16 protein-coding genes are annotated in these 23,532 nt (G+C 71.2%); 7 read left to right on the top strand and 9 right to left on the bottom strand.

What is annotated here, in order from left to right:
• Nucleotides 1-46: 46 nt before the first annotated feature.
• Nucleotides 47-760 (top strand): hypothetical protein, encoded by a 714-nt coding sequence (locus ACQPZK_RS09360; RefSeq protein WP_433537903.1) that lies wholly within the window; start codon nucleotides 47-49, stop codon nucleotides 758-760.
• A 7-nt stretch (nucleotides 761-767) separates the two neighbouring features.
• Here the strand turns inward: ACQPZK_RS09360 and ACQPZK_RS09355 are convergent, their stop codons facing one another.
• Nucleotides 768-1,604, bottom strand: a complete 837-nt coding sequence (locus ACQPZK_RS09355; protein WP_433537902.1) for an alpha/beta fold hydrolase — start codon at nucleotides 1,602-1,604, stop codon at nucleotides 768-770.
• A gap of 105 nt (nucleotides 1,605-1,709) precedes the next feature.
• Complete coding sequence (locus tag ACQPZK_RS09350) at nucleotides 1,710-2,279, bottom strand: alpha/beta fold hydrolase (protein ID WP_433537901.1); 570 nt, start codon at nucleotides 2,277-2,279, stop codon at nucleotides 1,710-1,712.
• Nucleotides 2,280-2,529: 250 nt separating this feature from the next.
• On the opposite strand from ACQPZK_RS09350, the gene rph reads away from it, so the two are divergent.
• From rph to ACQPZK_RS09335, 3 genes are all read left to right on the top strand, one after another.
• Complete coding sequence (gene rph / locus ACQPZK_RS09345; RefSeq protein ID WP_433537900.1) at nucleotides 2,530-5,148, top strand: rifamycin-inactivating phosphotransferase; 2,619 nt, start codon at nucleotides 2,530-2,532, stop codon at nucleotides 5,146-5,148.
• Nucleotides 5,149-5,284: 136 nt separating this feature from the next.
• On the top strand, nucleotides 5,285-5,641 hold the full coding sequence (locus tag ACQPZK_RS09340; RefSeq protein WP_433537899.1) for a YciI family protein: 357 nt from the start codon (nucleotides 5,285-5,287) through the stop codon (nucleotides 5,639-5,641).
• Between the two features lie 73 nt (nucleotides 5,642-5,714).
• On the top strand, nucleotides 5,715-6,890 hold the full coding sequence (locus tag ACQPZK_RS09335) for an RNA polymerase sigma factor (protein WP_433539157.1): 1,176 nt from the start codon (nucleotides 5,715-5,717) through the stop codon (nucleotides 6,888-6,890).
• 28 nt (nucleotides 6,891-6,918) lie between these two features.
• Here ACQPZK_RS09335 and ACQPZK_RS09330 read toward each other — a convergent pair whose 3' ends face one another.
• The 4 genes from ACQPZK_RS09330 to ACQPZK_RS09315 form a co-directional block, all read right to left on the bottom strand.
• On the bottom strand, nucleotides 6,919-7,278 hold the full coding sequence (locus ACQPZK_RS09330) for a VOC family protein (protein ID WP_433537898.1): 360 nt from the start codon (nucleotides 7,276-7,278) through the stop codon (nucleotides 6,919-6,921).
• Between the two features lie 128 nt (nucleotides 7,279-7,406).
• Nucleotides 7,407-8,948 (bottom strand): non-reducing end alpha-L-arabinofuranosidase family hydrolase, encoded by a 1,542-nt coding sequence (locus ACQPZK_RS09325; protein ID WP_433537897.1) that lies wholly within the window; start codon nucleotides 8,946-8,948, stop codon nucleotides 7,407-7,409.
• 494 nt (nucleotides 8,949-9,442) lie between these two features.
• Nucleotides 9,443-10,759, bottom strand: coding sequence for a cellulose binding domain-containing protein (locus ACQPZK_RS09320; protein WP_433537896.1), 1,317 nt, complete (start codon nucleotides 10,757-10,759; stop codon nucleotides 9,443-9,445).
• 534 nt (nucleotides 10,760-11,293) lie between these two features.
• Nucleotides 11,294-14,263, bottom strand: a complete 2,970-nt coding sequence (locus ACQPZK_RS09315; RefSeq protein ID WP_433537895.1) for a BTAD domain-containing putative transcriptional regulator — start codon at nucleotides 14,261-14,263, stop codon at nucleotides 11,294-11,296.
• A 214-nt stretch (nucleotides 14,264-14,477) separates the two neighbouring features.
• Between ACQPZK_RS09315 and ACQPZK_RS09310 the strand changes: the two genes are divergently transcribed.
• Nucleotides 14,478-16,688 (top strand): amylo-alpha-1,6-glucosidase, encoded by a 2,211-nt coding sequence (locus ACQPZK_RS09310; RefSeq protein ID WP_433537894.1) that lies wholly within the window; start codon nucleotides 14,478-14,480, stop codon nucleotides 16,686-16,688.
• A 22-nt stretch (nucleotides 16,689-16,710) separates the two neighbouring features.
• Here the strand turns inward: ACQPZK_RS09310 and ACQPZK_RS09305 are convergent, their stop codons facing one another.
• The 3 genes from ACQPZK_RS09305 to ACQPZK_RS09295 form a co-directional block, all read right to left on the bottom strand.
• Nucleotides 16,711-17,166 (bottom strand): sigma-70 family RNA polymerase sigma factor, encoded by a 456-nt coding sequence (locus ACQPZK_RS09305; RefSeq protein ID WP_433537893.1) that lies wholly within the window; start codon nucleotides 17,164-17,166, stop codon nucleotides 16,711-16,713.
• A 200-nt stretch (nucleotides 17,167-17,366) separates the two neighbouring features.
• The gene (locus tag ACQPZK_RS09300; protein ID WP_433537892.1) at nucleotides 17,367-17,822 is read right to left on the bottom strand and encodes a DUF4333 domain-containing protein; all 456 of its coding nucleotides are present in this window, start codon (nucleotides 17,820-17,822) and stop codon (nucleotides 17,367-17,369) included.
• A 4-nt stretch (nucleotides 17,823-17,826) separates the two neighbouring features.
• Complete coding sequence (locus ACQPZK_RS09295; RefSeq protein WP_433537891.1) at nucleotides 17,827-18,507, bottom strand: hypothetical protein; 681 nt, start codon at nucleotides 18,505-18,507, stop codon at nucleotides 17,827-17,829.
• Nucleotides 18,508-18,727: 220 nt separating this feature from the next.
• Between ACQPZK_RS09295 and ACQPZK_RS09290 the strand changes: the two genes are divergently transcribed.
• Nucleotides 18,728-19,024 (top strand): WXG100 family type VII secretion target, encoded by a 297-nt coding sequence (locus ACQPZK_RS09290; protein ID WP_433537890.1) that lies wholly within the window; start codon nucleotides 18,728-18,730, stop codon nucleotides 19,022-19,024.
• Nucleotides 19,025-19,111: 87 nt separating this feature from the next.
• Nucleotides 19,112-23,503, top strand: coding sequence for an FtsK/SpoIIIE domain-containing protein (locus tag ACQPZK_RS09285; protein WP_433537889.1), 4,392 nt, complete (start codon nucleotides 19,112-19,114; stop codon nucleotides 23,501-23,503).
• The last annotated feature ends 29 nt before the right edge of the window (nucleotides 23,504-23,532 follow it).

The raw sequence follows: 23,532 nt of genomic DNA, 5'->3' as shown, positions 1-23,532 counted from the left end.
CATAGCATGGCGACAGTTCGGGACGGCTCTGCTGAAACGAGGCGACATGCGTTGGCTCCAGCGGCTGCTGGGCGGCGGGCGGATCCAGCTCGACCCGGAGCGGCAGCAGGCGCTGCTGCGAGACCTCCAGCACGGTTACGGCCCTCGTGCGCGAGCCCCGTTCCCCGCGCAGGTCGAGGCGGCGACCGGGATGCTGAGCGGGGACGACGGCCTGGTGGTCGCGGCCCGGGTCCTGCACCAGGTCGCCGACGAGGCACACCTGGATCTTCGGGCGCAGGCTCAGGACATCCACCGTCGGACGGGCCGACGACTCCTCGTGCACCGGCGCAACTACCGGCAGCTGTGGTCGGAGGCCGGCCCCGGACTGCGCTGGCCGCTGTTCGCGCTGCCCTGCGGCTTCCACCCGTACGCCCAGGTGGCCGCCGCCGTCGCGGTGGTCGGCGACCGGGCGTCCCGGCTCGATCGGGTCACCGATCCGGCACCGCTGGTGACTCACATGTTCGAGGTGCTCGACCTCACCACCGCCGGTTGGGAGTACGGCCGGGTGCGGGTGGACACCGACGCGGCGGCCCTTGTCGATCGGCTGATCGCGAGCGCCGCGCAGATCCTCGCGGCCATGGACGACCCACCGCGACTGCCGCCGCCGGTCCGCGCGTTGATGCGCCGCAACAACAGCCTCGACGTCCACGATCCGCAGGCCGGGTACCCGGTGGGACGGATCAACCTGGGCGCGCGGATGCGGGAGCAACTGCTGGCCTGAGCGCCGGTCAGGCCCGGGCGTGCGTGCGCAGGAAGTCGAGCAGCAGGGTCACCACCTCGTCGGGGTACTGCGCGTGCGGGTAGTGACCCGCGCCCTCGACCATCTCGAGCCGACCCAGCCCGGCCGGTAGCGCGGCCACGATCGCTTCCCCCTCGGCGCGCGGGTCGGCCCAGTCCGGGTCGAGCGTGCCCTCGACGATCAGGACCGGGCAGCGGACGTTGCCCAGTTGCGCTCCGGCGTCGGTCGGCGCCGACCGGCCCATCCCACGCATCGCCGCCATCCGGCCGGGCTCGCGCATCATGGCGTCGATCCGGGCGGTACGGGCGGACCAGTCGGCCGGCTTCCGGCCCGGGTAGGCGACGTCGAGATAGCTGCGCCAGAGCCGAACGCTGCCGAACAGGCCGGTGCCGAGCAGCCGGGTGATGCCCCTGCGGTAACGGGAGACCCGTAGGTCACCCAGCTTGATCGACTGCTTGCGCGTGAAGGGGGCCAGCTCGACCACTCCGCTGACCGACTCGGGCGCCCGGGCGGCGGCGATGGTGGCGGCCCCGCCGGAGATCGAGTGGCCGACCAGCACGGCCGGGCCGCCGAGGTGGCGGATGATCGCGAGCAGGTCGCCCGCGATGTCGGTGCGACTGTAGGAGCGCCACCGGGCACTCGACTCGCCGCAACCGCGCAGGTCGACCGCGGCCACCCGGTAGCCGGCGGCGGCCAGGCGCGGCACGACGAAACGGTACGCCTCGCGGCTGTCGCCCATGCCGTGGGCGAGTACGACGAGCGGGCCGGACTGGCCGGTCACCTCGTACGCCAGGGTGCCGTCGTCGACCTTCAGGTACTCGGTCATCGAACCCTCCAAGCTAATTGTGTTAGCCCAAGGCTAATACTATTAGCCTACGCCGTCAAAGTGACGTCCGACGCAGCCCTGACGACCGCGCCTGGCGTGGTGCGGTCAGCGCGGGGGCGCGACGTTTCGGGTGATCACCTGCGCCACCTCGACGAGGTCGTCGTCGAGTTGGTGGTCGCGCCCGGGGAGCAGGTACCGGAGCGCCTGCGGCAGCACCTGCGCGTACCGGTCGGCGTGCGACGGTGGCACCGTTTCGTCCCCGAGACCGTGGAACACCCGTACCGGCACGCCGCGCGGCAGCCTGGCACCGAGGTCGCCGGGCAGCTCGAACTCGTCGCCGGGCCAGCCACCCGCTCCGACGAAGGGGGCGGCGACCAGGACGATCAGCGCCAGCTCACGTTCCGGTGGCTGCTCGGCGAGCGCGTGGACGAGGACCGCCCCGCCGACCGAATGGCCGACCACGACAGCGCCGTCGTCCAGGGCCGCGATCTCCCGGTGAATGGCGGCGCTCCACGCGACGGAGCTCGGATCGCTCTCGTCGGGCAGGCGCGGATAGCGGACGTCGAACGAGTCACCGAGTTCGCGTCGCAGGCTGTCGACCATCCGGCTGTCCCACTCGTCGTACGTGCCGGGCCCGGCGCCCTGGACGAAGAGAACCTGCGTGGCCGCTGTCACGGCAGCTCCCTCTCGCGCTCGGTCAGCGGGGATCGCGCCGCGTTTCGCGATTGTCATTCGTGGCCGGAAAACGCCACCGGTAACCGCTCCCACTTTAACGTATATCGCGACCGGGGCCTTGCCGCAAGACCCCGGTCGGGGCGCAGAATCGTCGGCCGGAGACGGGAACCAACGAAGAATCGGGGAACCACGTGCGGGTGTTGTTCAAGGCGCTGGTGTTCACGCGCGCCGTCGGGGTCGAGGTGACACGATGAGCGACCGGTACGTACGGGATCTCGATGAGGTGGACGAGACACAGGTCGCGATCGTCGGCGGCAAGGGCGCCCGGCTGGGGGCGCTGATGCGGCTCGACGGCGTCCGCGTACCGCCCGGCTTCTGTGTGACGACCGACGCCTTCCGACGGGTGGTGGCCGAGGGGCCGGCGATGGCGGACCACCTCGACCACCTGTCGCGCCTCGCGGCGGACGACCGGGAGACGATCCGCGACCGCAGCTCGGAGATCCGCCGACTGATCGAGGGGATCGTCCTGCCCGACGACCTGGTGACGGCGATCGGCGCGGCCCTGCGCCGGCACGGCGTGGACGCGGCCTACGCCGTCCGGTCCAGCGCCACCGCGGAGGACCTGGCGACGGCCTCCTTCGCGGGCCAGCAGGACACCTACCTGAACGTCCGCGGCGCGGCGGCCGTCCTCGCGCATGTCAGCCGGTGCTGGGCCTCCCTCTTCACCGAGCGGGCCGTCACCTACCGGCAGCGCAACGGCATCGACCACCGGACGGTCCACCTCGCCGTCGTCGTGCAGAAGATGGTGTTCCCGCAGGCGGCCGGCGTGCTGTTCACGGCCGATCCCGTCACGTCCAACCGGAAGGTCGCCTCCGTGGAGGCCAGCTTCGGCCTCGGCGAGGCGCTGGTCTCCGGGCTCGTGAACCCGGACGCCTGGCGGGTGCGCGACGACGCGATCATCGACAGGTCGATCGCGGTCAAGCGCCTCGCCGTCGACGCCCTCCCGGGCGGTGGCACCGCCCGGCAGGCGATCAGCGCCGAGCGGCAGGACCGGCCGGCGCTGACGGACGACCAGGTCCTGCGACTGGTACGGGTGGGGCGGCACATCGAAGCGGCCTTCGGCTGTCCGCAGGACATCGAGTGGTGCCTGGCCGACGACGACGTGCAGATCGTCCAGAGCCGGCCGATCACCACGCTGTTCCCCGTCCCCGCCTCCGCCCGGGACGGGGAGAACCACGTCTACCTGTCGGTGGGGCATCAGCAGATGATGACCGACGCCATGAAGCCGCTGGGTCTGTCCATGTGGCAGCTCACGGCGATGGCGCCGATGCAGGAAGCCGGTGGGCGACTCTTCGTCGACGCCACCCGCATCCTGGCGTCGCCCGCGAGCCGCGTCGGCTTCCTCGACATGGTGGAGAAGTCCGATCCGTTGACCCGGGACGCGCTGGAGACAGTTCTCAACCGCCCCGACTTCGTACCGACGCTCACCGACGACGCTCCCCGGGTTCCGCGGCTCGGCGGCACGCCGACCACGATCGAGAACGACCCGGCCATCGTCACCGAGCTGGTCGAGCGCAGCCGGACGTCCCTCGCCGCGCTGCGGCGCGACATCGCGACGGTGAGCGGACCGGCGCTGTTCGACTTCCTGCTCGCGGCCTTCGAGGAGCACAAGCGGCTGCTCGCCGATCCGTTGAGCATGCAGGCGATCATGGCCGGGATGGAGGCCACCTGGTGGCTCAACGAGCAGTTGGCCGAATGGCTGGGTGAGAAGAACGCGGCCGACAGCCTCACCCTGTCGGCCCCCGGCAACGTCACGTCGGAGATGGGGCTGGCGCTGCTCGACGTCGCGGACGCGATCCGCCCGTACCCCGAGGTGGTGACCTTCCTGCGGGACGTCGACGACGACGGCTTCCTCGACGAGCTGCCGAGGCTGGCGGGCGGCGCCCAGGCGCGCGATGCCATCCGGGGCTATCTCGACCGGTACGGGATGCGCTGCGTCGGCGAGATCGACATCACGAGGCCGCGCTGGGCCGAGCGCCCCACCACGCTCGTACCCCTGATCCTCGACAACATCGGGCTCCACGAGGCCGGGGCCGCCGGCCGGCGCTTCGCGCAGGGCCACGCCCAGGCGCAGCGCAAACGCGAGGAGCTGCTGGAACGCCTACGCGCCCGGCCGGACGGGGAGCGTAAGGCCGAGGAGACGGCACGGATGATCGACCGGGTTCGCACCTTCATCGGCTACCGGGAGTACCCGAAGTACGCGATCATCAGCCGCTACCTCGTCTACAAGCAGGCCCTGCTGGGGGAGGCGGATCGCCTCGTGCAGGCCGGCGTGCTGCGCGAGCGGGACGACATCTTTCACCTCACCTTCGCCGAGCTGCACGACGTCGTACGCACGCACCGGATCGACGATCGCCTCGTCGAGCGGCGCAGGGAGGCGTTCCGGACGTACCAGACGCTCACCCCGCCCCGGGTGCTGACCTCGGAGGGAGAGGGCATCTCCGGCGCGTACCGACGCGACGACGTGCCGGCCGACGCGCTTGTCGGTCTCGGCGTCTCCGCCGGGATCGTCGAGGGTCGCGCCCGTGTCCTTCTCGACCTGGCCGAGGCGGACCTGGAACCGGGCGACATCCTGGTGACCGCCTACACCGATCCGAGCTGGTCGCCGCTGTTCGTGGCGGTCGCCGGGCTGGTCACCGAGGTTGGTGGACTCATGACCCACGGGGCGGTCATCGCCCGGGAGTACGGCCTGCCCGCCGTCGTCGGCGTGCCGGACGCGACCAGGATCATCCGCGACGGGCAGCGGATCCGCGTGCACGGCGCCGACGGGTACGTCGAGATCCTGTCGGACGAGGGCACTCAGGTGTAGGGGACGCCGTAGCCCGATTCGCCGCCAAATCGAGGAATGAACTTCTCGGAACGGCTGTCGATCTACCGCCCGCGCGAGCCGTCGTACGGTAGGGGCCTACCACCGAGGGGGCCGGCACACGGACAGGATTCGAGCCATGGTTAAGTACATGATTCTGATCTACGGCGACGCCCAGCAGTGGGACGCGATGACCGACGAGCAGTGGAAGGCGCACGACGCCGCGCACGAGGCGTTCGCCGAGAGGGCCGGGAAGCAGATCCTCGACGGGCAGCAGTTGGAGCTGGCGCCCACGGCCACCTCGCTGCGAACGGACTCGACGGGCCAGATCACCACGACCGATGGCCCGTTCCTGGAGACCAAGGAGGCGCTCGGCGGCTACTACCTCGTCGAGGCGACCGACCTGGACGAGGTGCTGTCGTTGGCGAAACTGCTCCCCGAGGTGCGCGCGTCGCACAGCGGCGTGGAGATCCGCCCGGTGGTCGACCACGGTTGACGTGACCGACCCACGTACGAAGGACGAGGTTGTCGCGGCGGTCGCCCAGGCGCACCGCCGCGACTGGGCCCAGGTGTTCAGCACCACGGCCCACCTGACCCGCGACCTCGACCTGGCCGAGGAGTGCACACAGGACGCGTTCGCGCAGGCCCTGGAGACCTGGACGCAGGCCGGCATCCCGGATCGACCGGGCGCCTGGTTGACCACCACTGCGCGCAACCGGGCCCGCGACATCATGCGCCGCGAGTCGGTGTTCCGTCGCAAGATGCCCCTGCTCGTGGCCGACGAGACCACGCCAGGGCCGGAGGACGGCCTCGTCGACGACCGGCTGCGTCTCATCTTCACCTGCTCGCACCCGGCTCTGGCCCGGGAAGCCCAGGTCGCCCTGACGCTGCGCCTGGTGTGCGGGCTGTCCACGCCGGAGGTGGCCCGCGCGTTCCTGGTGCAGCCGGCCACCATGGCAGCCCGCATCACCAGGGCCAAGAAGAAGATCGCGGCGGCCCGCATCCCGTACCGGGTGCCGGACCCGGACCAGCTCGAGGAGCGGGTGAGCGCCGTCCTGGAGGTCGTCCACCTGATCTTCACCACCGGCCACACGGCGCCGCTCGGCGCCCACCTGGTCCGCCAGGATCTGGTGGACAGCGCGATCGGGCTGGCCCGCATGCTGCACCTACTGATGCCGACCAACGCCGAGATCAGCGCACTGCTCGCGTTGTTGCTGCTCAACGTCGCGCGCCAGGACACCCGCAGATCCGCCGACGGGCGTCTGGTGCTGCTGTCCGAGCAGGACCGCTCGCGCTGGGACCGGCAGCTCATCGCCGAGGGCCAGGCTCTGGTCGCCGACGCGCTGCGTCGTCGGCCCCCGACACGGTACGCGCTGGAGGCGGCGATAGCCGCCCTGCACGCCGAGGCGCCGAGCTGGATGGACACCGACTGGGCCCAGATCGTCGCGCTCTACGACACCCTGTTCCGGATCTGGCCCTCCCCCGTGGTCGATCTCAACCGGGCCGTCGCGATCGGATTGCGCGACGGCCCCGCAGCCGGCCTCGACGCGCTGAACCCTCTGCTCGACGATCCGGCCCTCGCCACGTACGGATACCTCAGTGCCGCCCGGGCCGACTTCCTGCGCCAGTTGGGGCGGTGGCGACAGGCGCGGACGGCCTACGAGGAGGCGTTGACCCTCACCGACAACGACGTCGAACGGGCTTTCCTCAGCGAGCGCTTGACCGAAGTGGAGCGGAACCTGTGAGCGTCAGCGCCACGGGAACGGCGGCCGGTCAGACGTCGGCCTCGATGGCGAACGTGTTGCCGTCCGGGTCCTGGAACCAGGCGATCCGCCCTCCGCCGGCCCGCGCGGTGATCCCCTTAGGGTCGTGCTCGAACTGCTCGTACCGCACGAGGTCGACGCCGGCGGCGGTGAGTTCGTCGACGATCTCGTCGAGGTCGTCGACGTACCACGTCGCCAGCGTCGCCTCGGTCGTCCCGGCGGTGACCGACTGGTACACGTTCAGGGCCGGTCCGCCGCCGGAGGCGTAGATGCGACTGCCGTCGGGGATGTGGGCGCTGGGCGCGGACCGCAGCGCCGGCAGGCCCAGCTTGCCTTCGTAGAAGGCGACCGCCCGCGCGATGTCGGACACGGCGACGGATGTTCTGAGGTGGTGTGCGCTCAAGGGCATGACCCAGCCTGGCAGAGGCGGCGGCCTGTGGACGTGACGTGGGGCGGGCTCGGCGTGGTGCCGGGCCCGCCCCGTGGTCGTGCGTCAGGTCAGCGTTGCAGGGTGAGCAGGCCGGGTCGGTAGGGCAGGAGGCCGTAGTCGACGCCGTTGGAGGAGGGGGATCGGCCTTGGTAGAGCAGTTGGAGGTTGCAGGGGTCGACGGTGAAGGTCTGGTCGGCGCTGGTGCGGATCAACTCGCCGTGGCTGATGTCGTTGGTCCAGGTGGCGCCGCTGTTGGCTTTGCCGGCGAAGGGGTTGCTCTCGGTGGCGGCCTGGGGGGTCCAGGTGCCGTTGAGGCTGGTGGCGGTGAAGGAGCGGAAGTAGCGGCCCTGGCTGCCGATGGCTTCGACGATCATGAGGTAGCGGTTCTGGCCGCGGAGTTTGTACACCTGGGGTGCTTCGAAGAGGTTGTTGGTGGTGTCGCTCATGATGGTGGTGTAGCTGGAGCCGAAGCTGGCGGGGAAGTTCCCGATGGGCATGCTGGCGCGGTAGATCTTGCCGTTGTCGCCGGCGAAGAAGAGGTACATGTTCTGGTCGTCGGCGATGAGGGTCTGGTCGATGGGGCCGGTGCCGGAGCCGGTGATGCTGCCGGTGAACAGGGTTTGGGCGGCGGACCAGCCGTTGGGGTTGGTGGGGTTGGTGGAGGTGCGGTAGGAGAAGGCGGGGCCGCCCCACTGGTAGGCCAGGACCCAGATGTTCTTGGGCGCGAAGTAGAACAGGGTGGGTGCGACGGTGCCGCTGTTCATGGTGTTCTGGCTGGCCGAGGCCATCTGGGACCAGTTGGTGAACAGGCCGAAGTTCATCGAGCCCCACGACGAACCGAAGTCGTGGGTCGTGGCGTAGACCAGTTGCTGGCCGTTGTAGGGGGCGACGGTGAAGTCCTTGAGTGACACCCAGCCCGACTTCGGCTGCGCCAGCGCGCCGGTGGACGACCACCGGTACGACGACGGCAGGTCACAGGTGCCACCCGGGGGCGGCGTGGTGGGTGGCGGCGTCGTCGGGTTGCCCCCGCCGTCGACGCGGACGAGCTGCCACTGCTGGTTGGCGCCGTTCCAGTCGTCGTACTGCACGATGTTGCCACCGTCGGCGGTCGAGGCGCCCTGCACCTCCATGACCCGGTTGCTGTTGCGGTTGATCAACCGCACATAGCCACTGTCCGAGTCGGCGAGGCGGAACTGCTGGTTGGTCCCGTTGTTGTCCGACCACTGCACGATCGCCGCACCGTTCGCGGTCGACCGGTTGTACACATCCAGCACCTTGCCCGACAACCGCGACTTGAGCCGGTAGTAGCCGCTGCCGGAGTCCACGAACTGCCACTGCTGCTGGTTACCGTTGTTACGCGTCCACTGGGTGATCCGCGCGCCGTCGTTCGTGGCCAGGTTGTAGACGTCCAACGCCTTGCCACTGTTGCGGTTCACCAGGACGTACCACGCGCTCGTGTCGACGGTCGCCGCGGCCGCGGGCGACGACACCGCCATCGCGGCGGCGCCAGCGACCACCACCGCCGCCACACTGGCGGCTGCCGCTCGTAGGAACCACCCTCGTCGACGCGAGGGCGGCGCTATCGCCGGGGACGTACCAATGGCGGACATGTTCCTCCTCAATCACAGGGAGCCGAGCGGCTACCCGAAGCGGGGCGCACCACGACACGCGACCGGACGCGCACGGCGGGATGTTCGCGTTAACACGATCCCGGCGTGCTGCGGACACCTGTCGGATTCACGGTCGACGAAGTCGGCCGGCGGAACATCGCATCCGACGTCGTCCTTGACCATCGACTGTGAGCGATAACATGCTGTTCGTCAAGACGTAACATCCGCGTAAAGCAGGGCCGTCGCGGTGGGCCGAACCATTGACGCCGGTCGCACGGCTGCTGCCTGGCCACGCTTTTGTGCCGCGGGCCGGCCCGGCGCGGTCGGCACGGTGGAATGACTGACGCTAACATCGACATTCGCGCATAAAGCACCCCCGCGATGCCGCGGACCCGCCCGCGACGATCCGTCGACGGACCGCCGGCCGGGGCGAGGCCGCACCGGCCCCGACACCCGGACCCGGAGTCGACGCCTCCGGGCCCGGGCATCCGTGCTCAGGGGCTGGTGCAGGTGACGTTGCTGGGCGGCGTGGCGCCGTCTCCGGTGGCGGTGAAGCCGAAGGTCGTCGAGGCGTTCGGCGCGAGCGTGCCGTTGTAGGCGGCATTTCGAACGGTGACGTTGCCGGTGGTACCCGAATTGGTGCCGCTCCAGAGGCTGCTGATGGCCTGGCCGCTGGCCAGGGTCAGACCCACCGTCCAGCCGTTGATCGTGCCAGCCGTCCCGTTGGTGACGGTGACCTCGCCCTGGAAGCCGCCCGGCCAACTGTTGACCGCCCGGTAGGTGGCTGCGCAGGTGCCCGGCTCACCGGTCGGCGGCGGGGTGGTCGGCGGAGGCGTCGTCGGCGGGGGCGTGGTGGGCGGGGGCGTCGTCGGCGGGGGCGTCGTCGGCGGCGGCGTGGTGGGCGGAGTGGTGGACTGGAACTGGCTGAAGAACCGCCAGATCTCACCCGAGGTCCAGGTCCGCGAGTCGTTGGGGCTGCCCGACCCGTCGACCGGGCTCGGGGTGTGGTCGCCGTCGAACGCGGCCCACTGCACCGGGTACCCGGCGCGGCAGCCGGAGTAGGTGGTGGTGATGTGGGTCAGGCTGCCCCGGCTGGGCTCGCGCGGGCTCTGCGCCGTACAGCCGTTGTTCCTGACGAACGTGTCGCGTATCGCCCGACCCTGGGAGATGTTCAGCACGCTGTCGTAGATGCCGTGGATGCCGAAGTACGGGACCGGTTGGGTGCCACCGCTACAGCCGCTGAGATTCGCGCCGGACAGCACCGCGACCGCGCGGATGACGTTCGGTCGGGCACAGGCCACCGCGTAACTCATGGCCCCGCCGTAGCTCCAGCCCAGGGCGAAGCGCTGCGTCGTGTCGACGCAGAGGTCGTTCTCGACCTGGCGGGAGATGTCGTCGAACAGGGTCAGGTCCCGACCGTTGGTGTTGGCCCAACCGGCGTTGATGCCCTGCGGCGCGACGAAGATGGTGCTGTTGTTCGACAGCGGCGCGAGCCCGTAGTAGCCGGCCGAGGCGACGTTGTTGGCCGACCCGTTCAGCCAGTGGAAGCCGAAGACCAGCCGGTACTGACGGTTCCGGTCGTACCCGCTCGGGATCTGGAGGATGTAGGTGCGGCTCTGGCCGCTGCTGGTGATCGTGCGTGTCCCGCTGGTGAGGGTGGGCGCCTTACCGCAGCCCGCGGTCGCCGCCAGGGTGCCGTTCGTGGCGGCCACCGCCTCGCCGCGGAACCCGGCGCTCAACGCGCCGCCGGTCGCCACGACGAGAGCCGCCGCAGCCGCGACGACCGTGAGTAGTTGTCTCCGTCTGACCATTGCTCGACTCCTTGCCGTTGATCGTGCGTACGACATGCACCTCGAGCCGGTTCGTGCCAGTGGGGGGTGCTCGCCCGCGCGGGCGGGACGAGGGCCGACCGACGAGGTGCCGTGACAGGACGTCCTTCCGTTGCGGGCCGGCGTGCTTGTGCGGCCGGTGCGGCGTACACGGGTGGTGTACGGGCCGTACCGTCGCTGCCGGGGTTTTCCGCGACGGGGCATGGGATGCGGGGAATGCGGCCGGACCGGGGAGCGTCCGACGACCGCGCGGTCGCCTGGCAGTGGCGGAGCGGCCCGGACTGGTCACCGACCGGTGAGGCGGCGGGAGGGCGAACCCTCGGCATACCTACGCCGGCTGACTGCGGTGACTGGGAGCGTGCCCTTCGCTCCCCTGGCCGGAACATAGCATGTTATCGATAACATGCTCAACCGACCGAATGCCCCGCGACCGACCAACATGGCCGGTCACACCCGGTTGGCGCGCTGGTCAGGCGGCCGGTCGCAGCGCGGCGCGCCCACCGGCGCGAACCCGTGTCACCGCTGTGTGTCCTCGGATCGCGAAGCGAGAGGAGTGACCTCGAGCAGCCTGTCCCCCAGGTCGCAGACCGTGTCCCGCATGCGCCGGGTCCCGCCGTTCTGCATGGCGTGCATGGCGTCACAGGCCGCCCGCCAGGCCTGACAGGCGCCGGGCACGTCGTCGAGGTCGAGGAGTGTCGCGCAGAGCTGGGCGGACGCTTCGAAGACGCCGATCCGGCTGCGCGCCTCGACGGCCGCTCGGAGCCCCTGCTCAAGCTGGTCCCGAGCGTGGCTCTGACGCCCCAACAAGGCCAGACACTCGGCGATCAGGATGCGGATCGCAGGCTCGTCCGTCCCCGGTCCGAACTTCTCGCTCTGCGTCAGCGCCTCGTCGAGACACGCCATGGCCTCGCCCGGAGCACCGAGTCGGACCAGTGAGCGGCCCCGGGCCACGGACGCCCAGATCTCGCCCTGCTCGAAGCCGGCGGCCCGGTAGAGGGACAGTGCTCGCTCGTTCTCCGCGAGCGCCCGATCGTGCCCGCCGAGCTGACTGTGGATCCGTTCCAGGGCACTGTGGACCCCGCCCAGCTCCGCGACCATGCCGCGCTCGCTGAAGATCTCCCGGGCGCGGGTGAGCAGGTCGAGCGCCTCGTCGTAGGTGGCGAAGTGGTAGCAGGAATCGGCCAGACTCCACATGGCGTGGGCCGCACCCACCTCATCGCCGCTGTCACCGGCGGCCCGCAGAGCCACCTGCATCACGTCCTGCCAGTCGTGGAAACGCCCGGTGAGCTGCAACCACGGCCAGATCGTGAGGGCCAGCCGCCAGGGCGGGACACCGAAGTCGCCCTCCGCCGCGCGACGCACCGCCTCGAACAGGATCTCCCGGTGATCCTCGAACCACCGCATCGCGGCGTCGTACGAATCGGGTCGCTCGGCGACGACGCCGGCCGGGGCCGGGCCGGGCGCGGCCGCCGGGCTCGTCGGCACGAGCCGCAGCGCCGCCTGGTGGCTGCTGTGCAGGTAGTGGTGCAGGAGCCGGCCGACCGCCGCTTCCCGGTCGCGGACCGACTCCTCGGCCAGGAACAGCTCCTGCGCGTACGCCCTGACGAGGACATGCGAGGTGAGCTGTCCCCTGCCGTCCTCGTCGAGCATGGCGGCGTCGGTGATCTCCCGCACCAGTTGCCGCGTCTGGTTCGGCGGAGCCAGCGACATACTGGCGAGCGCCTCCGCCGAGATGCCGGCCGCCATGGCGGCGGAGGACAGCCGGAAGAGCCGTGCGGCGTCCGGGCTGAGCTGCCGGTACGACCAGGCGAAGGCGGCCCGCGGATCGCATACGCCGTGGCCGCCGGAGAAGGCGGTGAGTCGCCGCGCGCCGTCGCGGAGTTCCGCGGCGACGTCCTCCAGGGCGAGTCGCGGACGGGCGCTCAGCCGGCCGGCCAGGATCGCCAACGCAAGGGGCAGGCGGCCGCACATCTCGATGATCTCGTCGAGTGTGTCGGACGGCGGAGCGCCACCCGCCAGGGAACGGTTCGGCGCGTCGGCCAGCCGGCGCTGCACCAGCCGACGGGCGGTCGGCATGTCCGGGGGGTCGAGGTGCAGCAGGTGGGCCCCGTCGCGGGCGGCGAGATCGACGAGCGGACTGCGGCTGGTCACCAGGACCAGGCACGCCGGGGAGTTGGGCAGCAGCGGACGCACCTGAGCGGCGTCGAGCGCGTTGTCGAGGAGCACGAGCATCTTCCGACCGGCCGTGAGGCTCCGGTAGAGGCCGACCCGCGCGGCGAGCGCCTCCGGGACACTCGACATGTGGAAGCCCTGCGACGACAGCAGGGATCCGAGCGCGTCCCGGGCGGACAGGCTGTCGGTCTCGGGCTGCTCCGCGCGCAGGTCGAGATACAGCTGGCCGTCGGCGAAATCCCCGGCGACCAGGTGGGCGAAGTGGGCGGCCAGAGTGGACTTCCCGACCCCGCCCATCCCGTCGAAAGCGACGACCAGGGGACCAGTCCCGCGCGCCTCGGCCGCGCCGTCGCGCAGACCGGTGAGCGTCGCGAGTTCGGCGGCACGTCCGACGAAGGCGGGCAGGTCGGGTGGAAGCTGCGCCGGACGCACCAGCGGCACCGGCCACGACCGGGCGCCCCGCCGTGCCTCTGGGCCGGTCGGGACGTTCTGCACCGAGGTCGTCGTCCCCACCAGGACGCGCCGGTGCGCGGCCTGGAGCGCCTCGCCCGGATCGATGCCCAACTCCTCGGCGAGGCGGATGCGAACGGTCCGGAACAGCTCCAGCGCCTCGGCCTGGTGGCCACCCGCCCCGAGCGTGGCGATGAGGCTCGCCTGCACCGGCTCGTGAAACGGCGCCATCGAGGCGGCCAGCCGCAGGGGCCGCAGCACCCGCGTCGGGCGGTCCAGGGACAGGGCGAGTGCGGCCGCCGGCACGCACACGTCGAGGAATTCCTGATCGAGCGCCGCGAAGATCGACATCGTGGTGGTGCCGTGGGCGTACGTGTCACCGGCGGGCCCGCGCCACAGCCCCAGGGCCTGGGCGTAGCGGTCCAGCGCCACGTGCCGGTCGCCGGCCGTGAGCTTCGCCCGGGCGGCCCCGACGAGCTCACGGAAGCGGAACAGGTCCAGCGAGCCGGGCGCCGGCGCGAAGAGGTAGCCGCCACCGTGCCGCAGCAGGTACGAGCCGGGCGCGCGCAGCGGAAGCGAGGGTTCCATCAGCCGTCGCAGCGCGCCGACGTACTTGTGGATGACGTTCGAGGCGCTGGCCGGGGCGTCCTCGCCCCAGACGAGCTCGATGAGGTCGCCCGCGCTGACCGGCCGTCCGGCCCGCGCGAGGAGCAGGGCCAGAAGGCGGCCCTGCTGTCGGGGGCCGACGTCCAGCTCGACGCCGTTCCGCCACAGTCGCAGGGGACCCAGGATCTCGAGACGCAGTGTGCCGTCGGTCGGCCGGGGCCTGTCTTCGCCGTGGCGGGCATCGGCCGAACTCGACAATTCAATCTCCCGTTTCGCCGGACCCGGCGACGCCATTGGCTGCCACCCGCGCTCCCAGTCTACGTGCGGGCCGCGAGCGGGACTCCTCGCCGAGGGCGGAACCGGACGAAAACGCCGGAGTACGGCGTCCGACAACAGATATGTCACTGCGGGAATACGACGGGGAATGCGCTCCGGTCCCGTTCGTCGCCTTTTCGACGAGGGCGGGAATCCGATGCGATATGGCAGCGGGGCCGTCCTTTCCAGTCCTAGACTGCGAAGCGTGCACGGCGGGGCCGCCCCTGCCGACGGAGGTGTGGGTGCCATGAATGCTCAGCCGACGAAACAGCAGGATCGCCCTCACGGCGGAGCCAACCGCGACATGCCCCCGGAACTCGGCTCGGATTCCATCGGCATATTCGAGGGCCGGGCCTTCATGTTGTCCAATTCTGTCGGTGACGTTCCCAACGATTCCATCGCCGGACTCGTGCACGACGACACGCGCTATGTCAGCCGGTGGGAGCTGACCATCGACGGACACGCTCCGCTGGTGCTCAGCGCCGGCACGGTCGACGCCTACTCCGCCGCGTTCTTCCTCGCCAACCCGGAGCTGCCGGACCTGCGGGCGAACGGCATCGGCGTACGACGGGAACGGTTCATCGGTGACGGTCTGTCCGAGCGGATCGTGTTGCAGTACTTCGGCGCCGAACCGGTCTCCGTACGGCTGCGGCTGGAGGTCGGCGCGGACTTCGCCGACCTCTTCGAGATCAAGAGGGCGGGACGCAGCAGGCTGGCCGACATCCGGCGGAGCCATCGGTCGGACGGTTCGGCCCTGCGCTTCTCCTACCAGAGCTCGCGCTGGTCGGTGAGCACCACGGTCGAGGCCGATCCTCCCGCCGACCGGGTCGAGGGCGACTCGCTGACCTGGGACGTACGCCTCGAACGAGGCGGCACCTGGAGTTGCGAGCTGCGCGTGCTGCTGAACTGCCAGGGCGAAACGTTCACGCCGACCAACCGTGCCTTCGGCGAACCGCACGTCGTCGACGTCGACGACCCGGCAACGCGCTGGACGGCGGACAAACCAGACCTCAGCGCGGAATCGGAACTGCTGCGCAACGTCTATCACAAGTCAGCCCTCGATCTGGTGTCGATGCGCATCACCAAGGAGATCAACGGCCAGAAGATCGTCCTGCTGGCTGCCGGCATGCCCTGGTTCCTGACCGTGTTCGGTCGGGACACGTTGATCACGGCTTACCAGAGCATCACCTGCGGTCCGGGAGTCGCGCGCGGAGCGCTGGTGACTCTCGCCGCGCACCAGGGCACCGTCGTCGACGACTTCAGCGACCAGGACCCCGGGAAGATCCTGCACGAGTTCCGGTCGGGCGAGCTGACGAAGCTCGGCATCGAGCCCTACGGCCCCTGTTTCGGCGCGGCCGACACCACCCAGCTGTGGCTGATCCTGCTCTCCGAGTACTGGCGGTGGACCGGAGACGACGCGCTGGTGCGGCAGTTGCGGCCCAACGCCGACGCGGCGCTGCGCTGGATCGACGAGTTCGGGGACCGCGACGGCGACGGGTACGTCGAGTACGGCACGCGCTCTCCGAACGGCATGCGCAACCAGTGCTGGCGCGACTCACCGGACGGCGTCCAGTTCGCCGACAGCAGGCTCCCCGACCTCCCGGTCGCCACCTGCGAGATCCAGGGCTACACCTACGACGCGAAGCTACGCGCCGCGGAGCTCGCCGACGGGCCGTGGGCCGACGCCCCGTTGGCGCGGCGGCTGCGGAACGAGGCCGCCGACCTGCGCGAGCGGTTCAACCGTGACTACTGGTTGCCGGAACGCGGCGGCTACTACGCGATCGGCCTCGACGCGGAGAAACGTCCCATCGACTCGATGACCTCGAACATGGGCCACCTGCTGTGGAGCGGGATCGTGCCGCCCGAACGGGCCGCTGCGGTGGCGCGGCACCTGATGTCCGACGAGATGTTCTCCGGCTGGGGCGTACGGACGCTGTCGACCGCTGATGTGGGGTACAACCCCATCGGCTACCACCTCGGCACCGTGTGGCCGCACGACAACTCGATCATCGCCGCCGGGCTCGCCCGGTACGGCCACCGGGACGAGGCCAACCGCATCGCGATGGCGATGTTCGAGGCGGCGGCCCACTTCGACTACCGCCTGCCCGAGGCGTTCTCCGGGTACGACCGTTCGCTCGGACGACGACCCGTGCCCTACCCCACCGCCTGCAACCCCCAGGCGTGGGCCAGCGGGGCGCCCCTGCTCTTCCTGCGGACGATGCTGGGGCTCGACGTCAACGACGGCGTCCTCGGCGTCGACCCGCACATTCCCGAGTCGTTGGGGGACATTCGGCTGACCGGGGTCAGCGTGCATGGCGCGAAACGGATCGTCGACGCCTCCGGTTCGCGGCTTCGCTCCCTGGCCTGACCTGCCCGGCGACTCGACCCGGTCAGGCTGCCCGGCAGCTCGTCCGCAGGGTGTAGAGCGCGTCGTGATGCCGGGACCGGACCGTACGGACCGGAACTCCGAGTACGCGGGCCGTCTGGTACTCGGTCCGACCCGCCAGGTAGGTGTGCAGCAGCACCGCGCGATGCTCGACGGACAGCCGCCGCAGCATCGAGACCGCCTCGGCGGCGGCGACGGCGGCGTCCGCGTGGTCCGGTTGGGCGACGTCGACCTCCGGCTCGGTCCTCTCCCGCCCGACCGCGACCTGCCGCAGCGACGCGACGGCCAGGTCACGCGCCACCGTCATCAACCAGTCGCGGATCGGGACCTCGACGAGGCGGAGGCGGTTGCCGTGCTGCCAGGCGTGGATGAACGTCTCCTGCACGATGTCCTCGGCGAGGTGGTGGTCCACCACGAGCTTTTCGACGAAGCTGAGCAGCGGCTCGGTGTGGTCCGCCATCAACTCGTCAAGCGCGGGAGTCCGGCCGGACGCCGCACACCGAGGGGAAGCCGTTGTCATCGCTGGTGCCTGGTCCTTCGCGAGCGGGTCTACGAGCGGGCCCGCCACCGGCACGTCCAGCAGCCGGCGGTCGGCCCGAGTGCCGACGCTACGGTCGGCCAGTTACCAGCCTCGTGACGAACTCTTACCGGCCCGGTCGACTACTTCGGGCGCGCGACCTCCAGTTGCCCGGTGGAACGGACCGTGACCCAGGTCGTGACCGTGGTGCCGTCGACCTCGGCCGTGCAGGTGAACCGGTGTCCCTCGACGACCGGCTGGTCGACCGGGCAGGCGACGGTGTCCGCGTTCAGCCGGTAGTCGGTCCGGAGCACGGTCAGCACCTGACGTTGCAGTGCGGCCGTGTCGAGAACCTTCTGTCGCGGCAGGTCGGGCCGGGTCACGGCCACGACCGTGCCCGCGACAGCCAGCAGGACGACCGGGACCGCGACGGCCACCACGACCTTCGGGGAGAGGCGCCGGCGTCGCCCCGGCACGGTCGCCGCCGGCCCCCACTCCGGCGGGGGCGCCGGCTTCCAGCGGGGCACCAGCAGGACGGCCCCCGCGCCGGTGACCGCGGGGCTGTCGGACGCGCCGTCCGGGTTCATCGTCGGCTCCACGGTCTCAGCGGGCGGTGGGGGTGGGCACGGCGACGACCTCCGGTAGCGGCCTGGTCTTCTCGCCGGTCGGGGCGACCGCGAACCAGGTGCCGCCGACTCCCTGGCCCCGGATCTCGCCGGGCGCGGTGTCCCTGGCGAACAGGTAGACCGGCCAGCCGCCGATGGTGACCTGGCAGGTGCCGTCGGCCCGCTCGACGTACCCGACGAGTTGGGGGTCGACGCCCTCGGGGTAGATCCGGCCGGGTGACGAGATGAGCAGCGGGGGCCAGGTCTTGGCGCAGTCGCCCGCGCAGGTCGCCTTCGGCGGCCTCGCCGAGTCCTTGTCGAACCGGTAGAGCGTCCTGCCCTGGCCGTCCGCGACGTACGTGCCGATGTCGGCCTGATCCATGGCCCGCAACCGCACCACGTTGCTGCCCTGACCACGGTCCGGACCACCCGCGACGGGAACGTCGGACGGCCCGCTGAAGATCTGGACACGACGCTGCGTCTTCGCCACGGTCGGCGGCGGCACCGGGCTGACCTCGACCACCTGCGGCGTCGGTTCCGCGCTCGCGGTGACCGTAGCGGCCGGGGAGGTCCCCTGGGTCGGCGCGCTCGCGACGCCGCCCGCCCCCGTGGCGTCCCCGCACGCGGTCAGCGCCGCCAGGCCGATCGCCGCGATCGCGATCCGCGCTCTCTGCACCATGTTCGCTCCACCTCGTACTCGCTGTGGACCGGGCTCGTGCACAGGTCCGGCACCCACACGGACGCCGTTCCGGAACGGTTCACCGTCGTACCGCGAGGGACTCGAACCTGCTGTGAACCGGATGGCGTGAGCATCCGTGTGGGTGGCGGCGTCGGCGCAAGACGGACCACGAGGGGACCGGCTCGCCGATCCGCAGGAACCGAGACAAGGGGAGGGCGACATGGCCACCTACCACATCGTCAGCGAGGACATCCAGGAGTCCGCGAGCTGGCTGCAGCAGAACATGCAGACCCTGCTGGACGGGATGACCCAGGCCAAGACCAAGATCGACACGCTGATCCAGGGTGGCTACAACACCCCGGGCGCGCAGCAGCAGTTCGGTCCGTACTTCGAGGAGTACAAGGGCAGCGTCGACCAGACCCTGCACGGCATGGAGGGCATCAGCCAGTACCTCACGCAGGTCAGCGACGCCTTCTCGGAGACCGACACGCAGACCGCCGCCAGCCTCAGCCGCTGACGCGACGAACGGTCGGGGCCGCGTGGTGAGCGATCACCACGCGGCCCCGACCGTGTTCCCGACGGATCCCCCGACCAGGAGATACCCGTGCGCCTGTTGCTCACCGTCACGGATCAGTCCACCCCCGCAACCGACTACCAGGTCGAGGCCGCCCTCGATTCCACCGTCGCGGAACTCGCTGAGGTGCTGGCACGGCGACGTCCGGAACCCGGCACCCGAGCGCCGACGATCTTCGTCGCCGGCGCTCCCCTGGACCCCGGGCTGACGCTCGCCGACGCCCCGCTGTGGCAGGGCAGCGTGATCGAGCTGGACCGTCCGGCGTCCGTGTCACCGCCACCGGCGGCGGGGCCACTGGAGATCCGGGTGGTGAGCGGTCTAGGCGCCGGCAACCGGTTTCCGCTCGACATCGGCGAGCACGCCATCGGCATCGCCGACGACAACCACCTCCGCGTCCACGACGACCCGCTCGCCCCCGCGCTCGCCCGACTGCGGGTCACCGAGGACGGAGAGTGCTGGCTCCGCCCGACGGAGCCCGGGTTGTTGCTCGACCGGGCGGAGGTCGACGAGCAGGAGCGGATCTGGACGCCGGGGGCGCAGCTCGCCGCCGGTTCGTCCCTGCTGGAGCTTCGCCGCCCCCTCCGGGACGAGGCCGCGCTCCAGATCTCGGAGGACCGTACCGGGCTCGACTACAACCGTCCGCCCCGCCTGCTGCCCGCGGCGCGGACCACCCAGTTCACGCTTCCCGGGCCGCCGGCGCCTCCGGAGCGACGGCCGCTCACGCTGATCACCGTGCTGGCGCCGGTCGTGCTCTCCGGTGCCGCGTTCGTCATCACCCGCAACCCGCTCACGCTGCTCTTCGCCATCCTGTCGCCGCTGGTGCTGATCGCCGGTCAGATCGGCGCGCGGCGTCAGGGTCGGGCCACCTACCGCTCCCGGCTCGCCGAATACGAGACGAAGAGGGCGCGCATCAGCGGCGAGGCCGAAGAGGCGCTGGCCGCCGAACGGTCGGTCCGCCGGGACGACTTTCCCGACCCGGCGGCGACGGGGCTGATCGCCACCGGCCCGCAGCGTCGCCTCTGGGAGCGACGCCGCACCGACCCTGACTTCCTGGAACTGCGGGTCGGCAGCGCGGACCTGCCGTCGGAGGTGGTGCTCCGCGACCTGAGCCAGGACGAGAACCGGCGTGAGGTCCGGTGGAGCGCCCTCGACGTGCCGGCGACCGTGCCCGTGCGCAAGCACGGTGTCGTGGGGGTGGCCGGCGACGCCGTCGCACGCACGACGGCCCGGTGGATGATGGCCCAGGCCAGCGCGCTGCACAGTCCGGAGGACCTGCAGATCTACCTGCTCTGCGGCGCCGCCGACGAAGCCGGTTGGGCCTGGGCGGGGTGGCTGCCGCACCTGCGGCCCCGTGACGGCCAGGACACTCTCGCGACGGTCGGCACCGACACCCAGACGCTCGCCCGCCGGGTCGGCGAACTGGTGACCATCATCGCGTCCCGCTCCGGCGAGCGGGGCAACGGCGCCTTCCGGGACGTCCTCGTGGTGCTCGACGGCGCCCGCAAACTGCGGTCCCTCCCCGGCGTAACCCAGATCCTGCGCGAAGGACCGGCGGTCGGGGTGTACGCCATCTGTCTGGACGCCGAGGAACGGCTGCTGCCCGAGGAGTGCCAGGCGGTCATCGCCCAGCAGGAGGACGGGTCGCTGCTGGTGACCCAGACCCTCGCCGCCCCGATCGCCGACGTCCACCCGGACGTCGTCCCACCCGAGTGGCTGTACCGGGTGGCGCGGGCGCTCGCGCCACTGCGGGACATCGGTGGCGCCGACGAGGAGAGCGCCCTGCCCGGGTCGAGCCGGCTGCTCGACGTACTCGGGATGGAGCCGCCGGAGCCGGACGCGGTGACGGCCCGGTGGACCTCGGGTGGTCGGACCACCGAGGCGGTGCTCGGGGTGTCCCTCGACGGACCGTTCGCTCTCGACCTGAAGCGGGACGGACCGCACGGCCTGGTGGCCGGCACCACCGGCTCCGGCAAGTCGGAGCTGCTGCAGACCCTCGTCGCCTCGCTCGCCGTGGCCAACCGTCCGGACGCGATGACGTTCGTGCTCGTCGACTACAAGGGCGGCAGCGCGTTCAAGGACTGCGTCCTCCTGCCGCACACCGTCGGCATGGTGACCGACCTGGACACCCACCTGGTGGGCCGAGCGCTGACGTCGCTCTCGGCAGAGCTGCGCCGACGCGAGCACATCCTCGCCGAGGCCGGTGCCAAGGACATCGACGACTACGTGGAGCTGCTGCGCCGCGAGCCGTCCCGGGTACCGATGCCGCGGCTGCTCATCGTGATCGACGAGTTCGCCTCGATGGTGCGTGACCTGCCCGACTTCGTGACCGGTCTGGTCAACATCGCCCAGCGCGGCCGCTCGCTCGGCATCCACCTGGTGCTGGCGACCCAGCGGCCGGGCGGCGTGGTCTCCCCCGAGATCCGGGCCAACACCAACCTGCGTATCGCCCTGCGGGTCACCGACAGCAGTGAGAGCCAGGACGTGCTGAACGCCCCGGACGCGGCCGCGATCTCGAAGTCGACGCCGGGTCGCGCCTTCGTCCGTCTCGCCCAGTCGTCGCTGGTGCCGTTCCAGGCGGGTCGGGTCGGCGGGTTCCGCCCCGGCGCGCGCAGCACCGACCGCCCGGCCCCCTGGTTGGCGCCACTCTCCTTTCCCGACCTCGGTCGCCCCGCGCCGCGTCGCCGCTCCGGCGAGGCGGCACCGTCGGCCGAACTGACCGACCTCGCGGTGCTCGTGACGGCGATCCGGGACGCCAGCGAAGGACTCGGCATCCCGCCGCAGCACAGCCCCTGGCTGCCGGCGCTGCCCACGTCGCTGACCGTGGACGCGCTGCCTCCGGCCCGTGCCACCGACTACCACCTGCCGGCGGTCGCCTACGGACTGGTGGACCTTCCCGCCCAGCAGGACCAGGTGCCGTTGACGCTGGACCTCGCCACGCTGGGGCACCTGCACGTCATCGGCTCCTCGCGCAGCGGCCGATCGCAGACGCTCCGGACGATCGCCGGGACGGTCGCCCGCGTCCACTCCGCGGCCGACGTCCACCTCTACGGCGTCGACTGCGGCAACGGGGCGTTGCTGGCCCTCAACGGTCTGCCGCACTGCGGGGCGGTGGTGCAGCGTACCGAGGCGGAGCGGCTCGGCCGGCTGTTCGCCCGTCTCGTCGCGGAACTGGGCCGGCGGCAGCAACTGCTCGCCAGCCGGGGCTCGGCGAGCATGGTGGAGTACCGGACCGGCGCTGCCTCCGGTGAGCGACCGCCACACATCCTGGTGCTCCTGGACCGGTTCGAGGTCTTCGACAAGACCTTCGCCGACTACGACAACGGCACGATCATGGCCGGTCTGCTGACGCTGCTGCGCGAGGGCGCCGGGGCGGGCATCCACGTGGTGCTCGCCGGTGACCGGGCGATGTTCTCCAGCCGGATCTCGTCCACCACGGACGACAAGCTGGTGCTGCGCCTGACCGAACGCGGCGACTACAGCATGGTCGGTATCAACCACCGACAGTTGCCGGACGAGATCGAGGCGGGTCGCTCGATCCGCGCCGCCGACGGCGCGGAGGCGCAGATCGCACTGCTCGGCGAGGACACCTCGGGTCAGGGGCAGGCGCGCGTACTCGCCGACATCGCCGAGACGGCCCGGCGGCGGGACGCGGACCTCGCGGCCGGCGACCGCCCGTTCCGGATCGACGTGCTGCCCGACGAGCTGACTCTCGCGGACACGGAGGTGCTCGCTCGACCCGACGGCCCGCTGTGGACGATGCTGGGTGTGGGTGGCGACGAGCTCACCGCGATCGGGCCGGACCTGACGATCGTGCCGACGCTGGTCCTGGCCGGACCGCCGCGCTCGGGTCGGAGCACCGCGCTGCTGACGATGGTCGCCGGCCTGCTGCGCAAGGGCACCCAGGTGGTCGTGGCGGCGCCTCGCAGGTCGCCGCTGCGCGAGCTGGCCGACCTCCCGGGTGTGCTCGACCTCGTCGCGAGCGAGAACCTCACCTCCGCCGGCCTGGCGGCCGCGCTGGAACGCAGGAGCGGACCGGCCGTGGTCGTGCTTGACGACGCCGAGTTGCTGCTCAAGTGCGACGCGGGGAGCGATCTCGGAGAGATCGCCCGGGCCGGCACGGAACGCGGGCTCGGATTGATCATGGCCGGGACCATCGACGGCCTGGCCGGCGGATTCGGCGGTTGGCACGTCGACGCCCGGCGCAACCGGCAGGGCGCGCTGCTCAGCCCGCAGGGCCTCGGCGACGGTGAGCTGATCGGCGCGAAGCTGAGCCGGGGTCAGCTCGGCGGGGGACGCCTGGGCCGGGCGCTGCTGCACCTGGGCGACGGCACCGTCCGTCTGGTGCAGGTGCCCCGGACCGACCCGGCGGCGCTGCGGTCACTGCTGACGCCGGGGCAGGCGCAGGCGGCGACCGAGGACTGACCCGGCCGCAACGACAGGGGGACACCGCG

Source organism: Micromonospora sp. CA-249363 (assembly GCF_050950185.1).
Taxonomy (GTDB): Bacteria; Actinomycetota; Actinomycetes; order Mycobacteriales; family Micromonosporaceae; genus Micromonospora.
This window is presented reverse-complemented; position numbering and strand designations above follow the sequence as displayed.

Bases quoted from the DNA above. Each gene is read 5' to 3' on its own strand.
- ACQPZK_RS09360 (WP_433537903.1), top strand. From the start codon at position 47: ATGCGTTGGCTCCAGCGGCTGCTGGGCGGCGGGCGGATCCAGCTCGAC.
- ACQPZK_RS09355 (WP_433537902.1), bottom strand. From the start codon at position 1,604: ATGACCGAGTACCTGAAGGTCGACGACGGCACCCTGGCGTACGAGGTG.
- rph (WP_433537900.1), top strand. From the start codon at position 2,530: ATGAGCGACCGGTACGTACGGGATCTCGATGAGGTGGACGAGACACAG.
- ACQPZK_RS09340 (WP_433537899.1), top strand. From the start codon at position 5,285: ATGGTTAAGTACATGATTCTGATCTACGGCGACGCCCAGCAGTGGGAC.
- ACQPZK_RS09325 (WP_433537897.1), bottom strand. From the start codon at position 8,948: ATGTCCGCCATTGGTACGTCCCCGGCGATAGCGCCGCCCTCGCGTCGA.
- ACQPZK_RS09320 (WP_433537896.1), bottom strand. From the start codon at position 10,759: ATGGTCAGACGGAGACAACTACTCACGGTCGTCGCGGCTGCGGCGGCT.
- ACQPZK_RS09310 (WP_433537894.1), top strand. From the start codon at position 14,478: ATGCGATATGGCAGCGGGGCCGTCCTTTCCAGTCCTAGACTGCGAAGC.
- ACQPZK_RS09305 (WP_433537893.1), bottom strand. From the start codon at position 17,166: ATGGCGGACCACACCGAGCCGCTGCTCAGCTTCGTCGAAAAGCTCGTG.
- ACQPZK_RS09295 (WP_433537891.1), bottom strand. From the start codon at position 18,507: ATGGTGCAGAGAGCGCGGATCGCGATCGCGGCGATCGGCCTGGCGGCG.
- ACQPZK_RS09290 (WP_433537890.1), top strand. From the start codon at position 18,728: ATGGCCACCTACCACATCGTCAGCGAGGACATCCAGGAGTCCGCGAGC.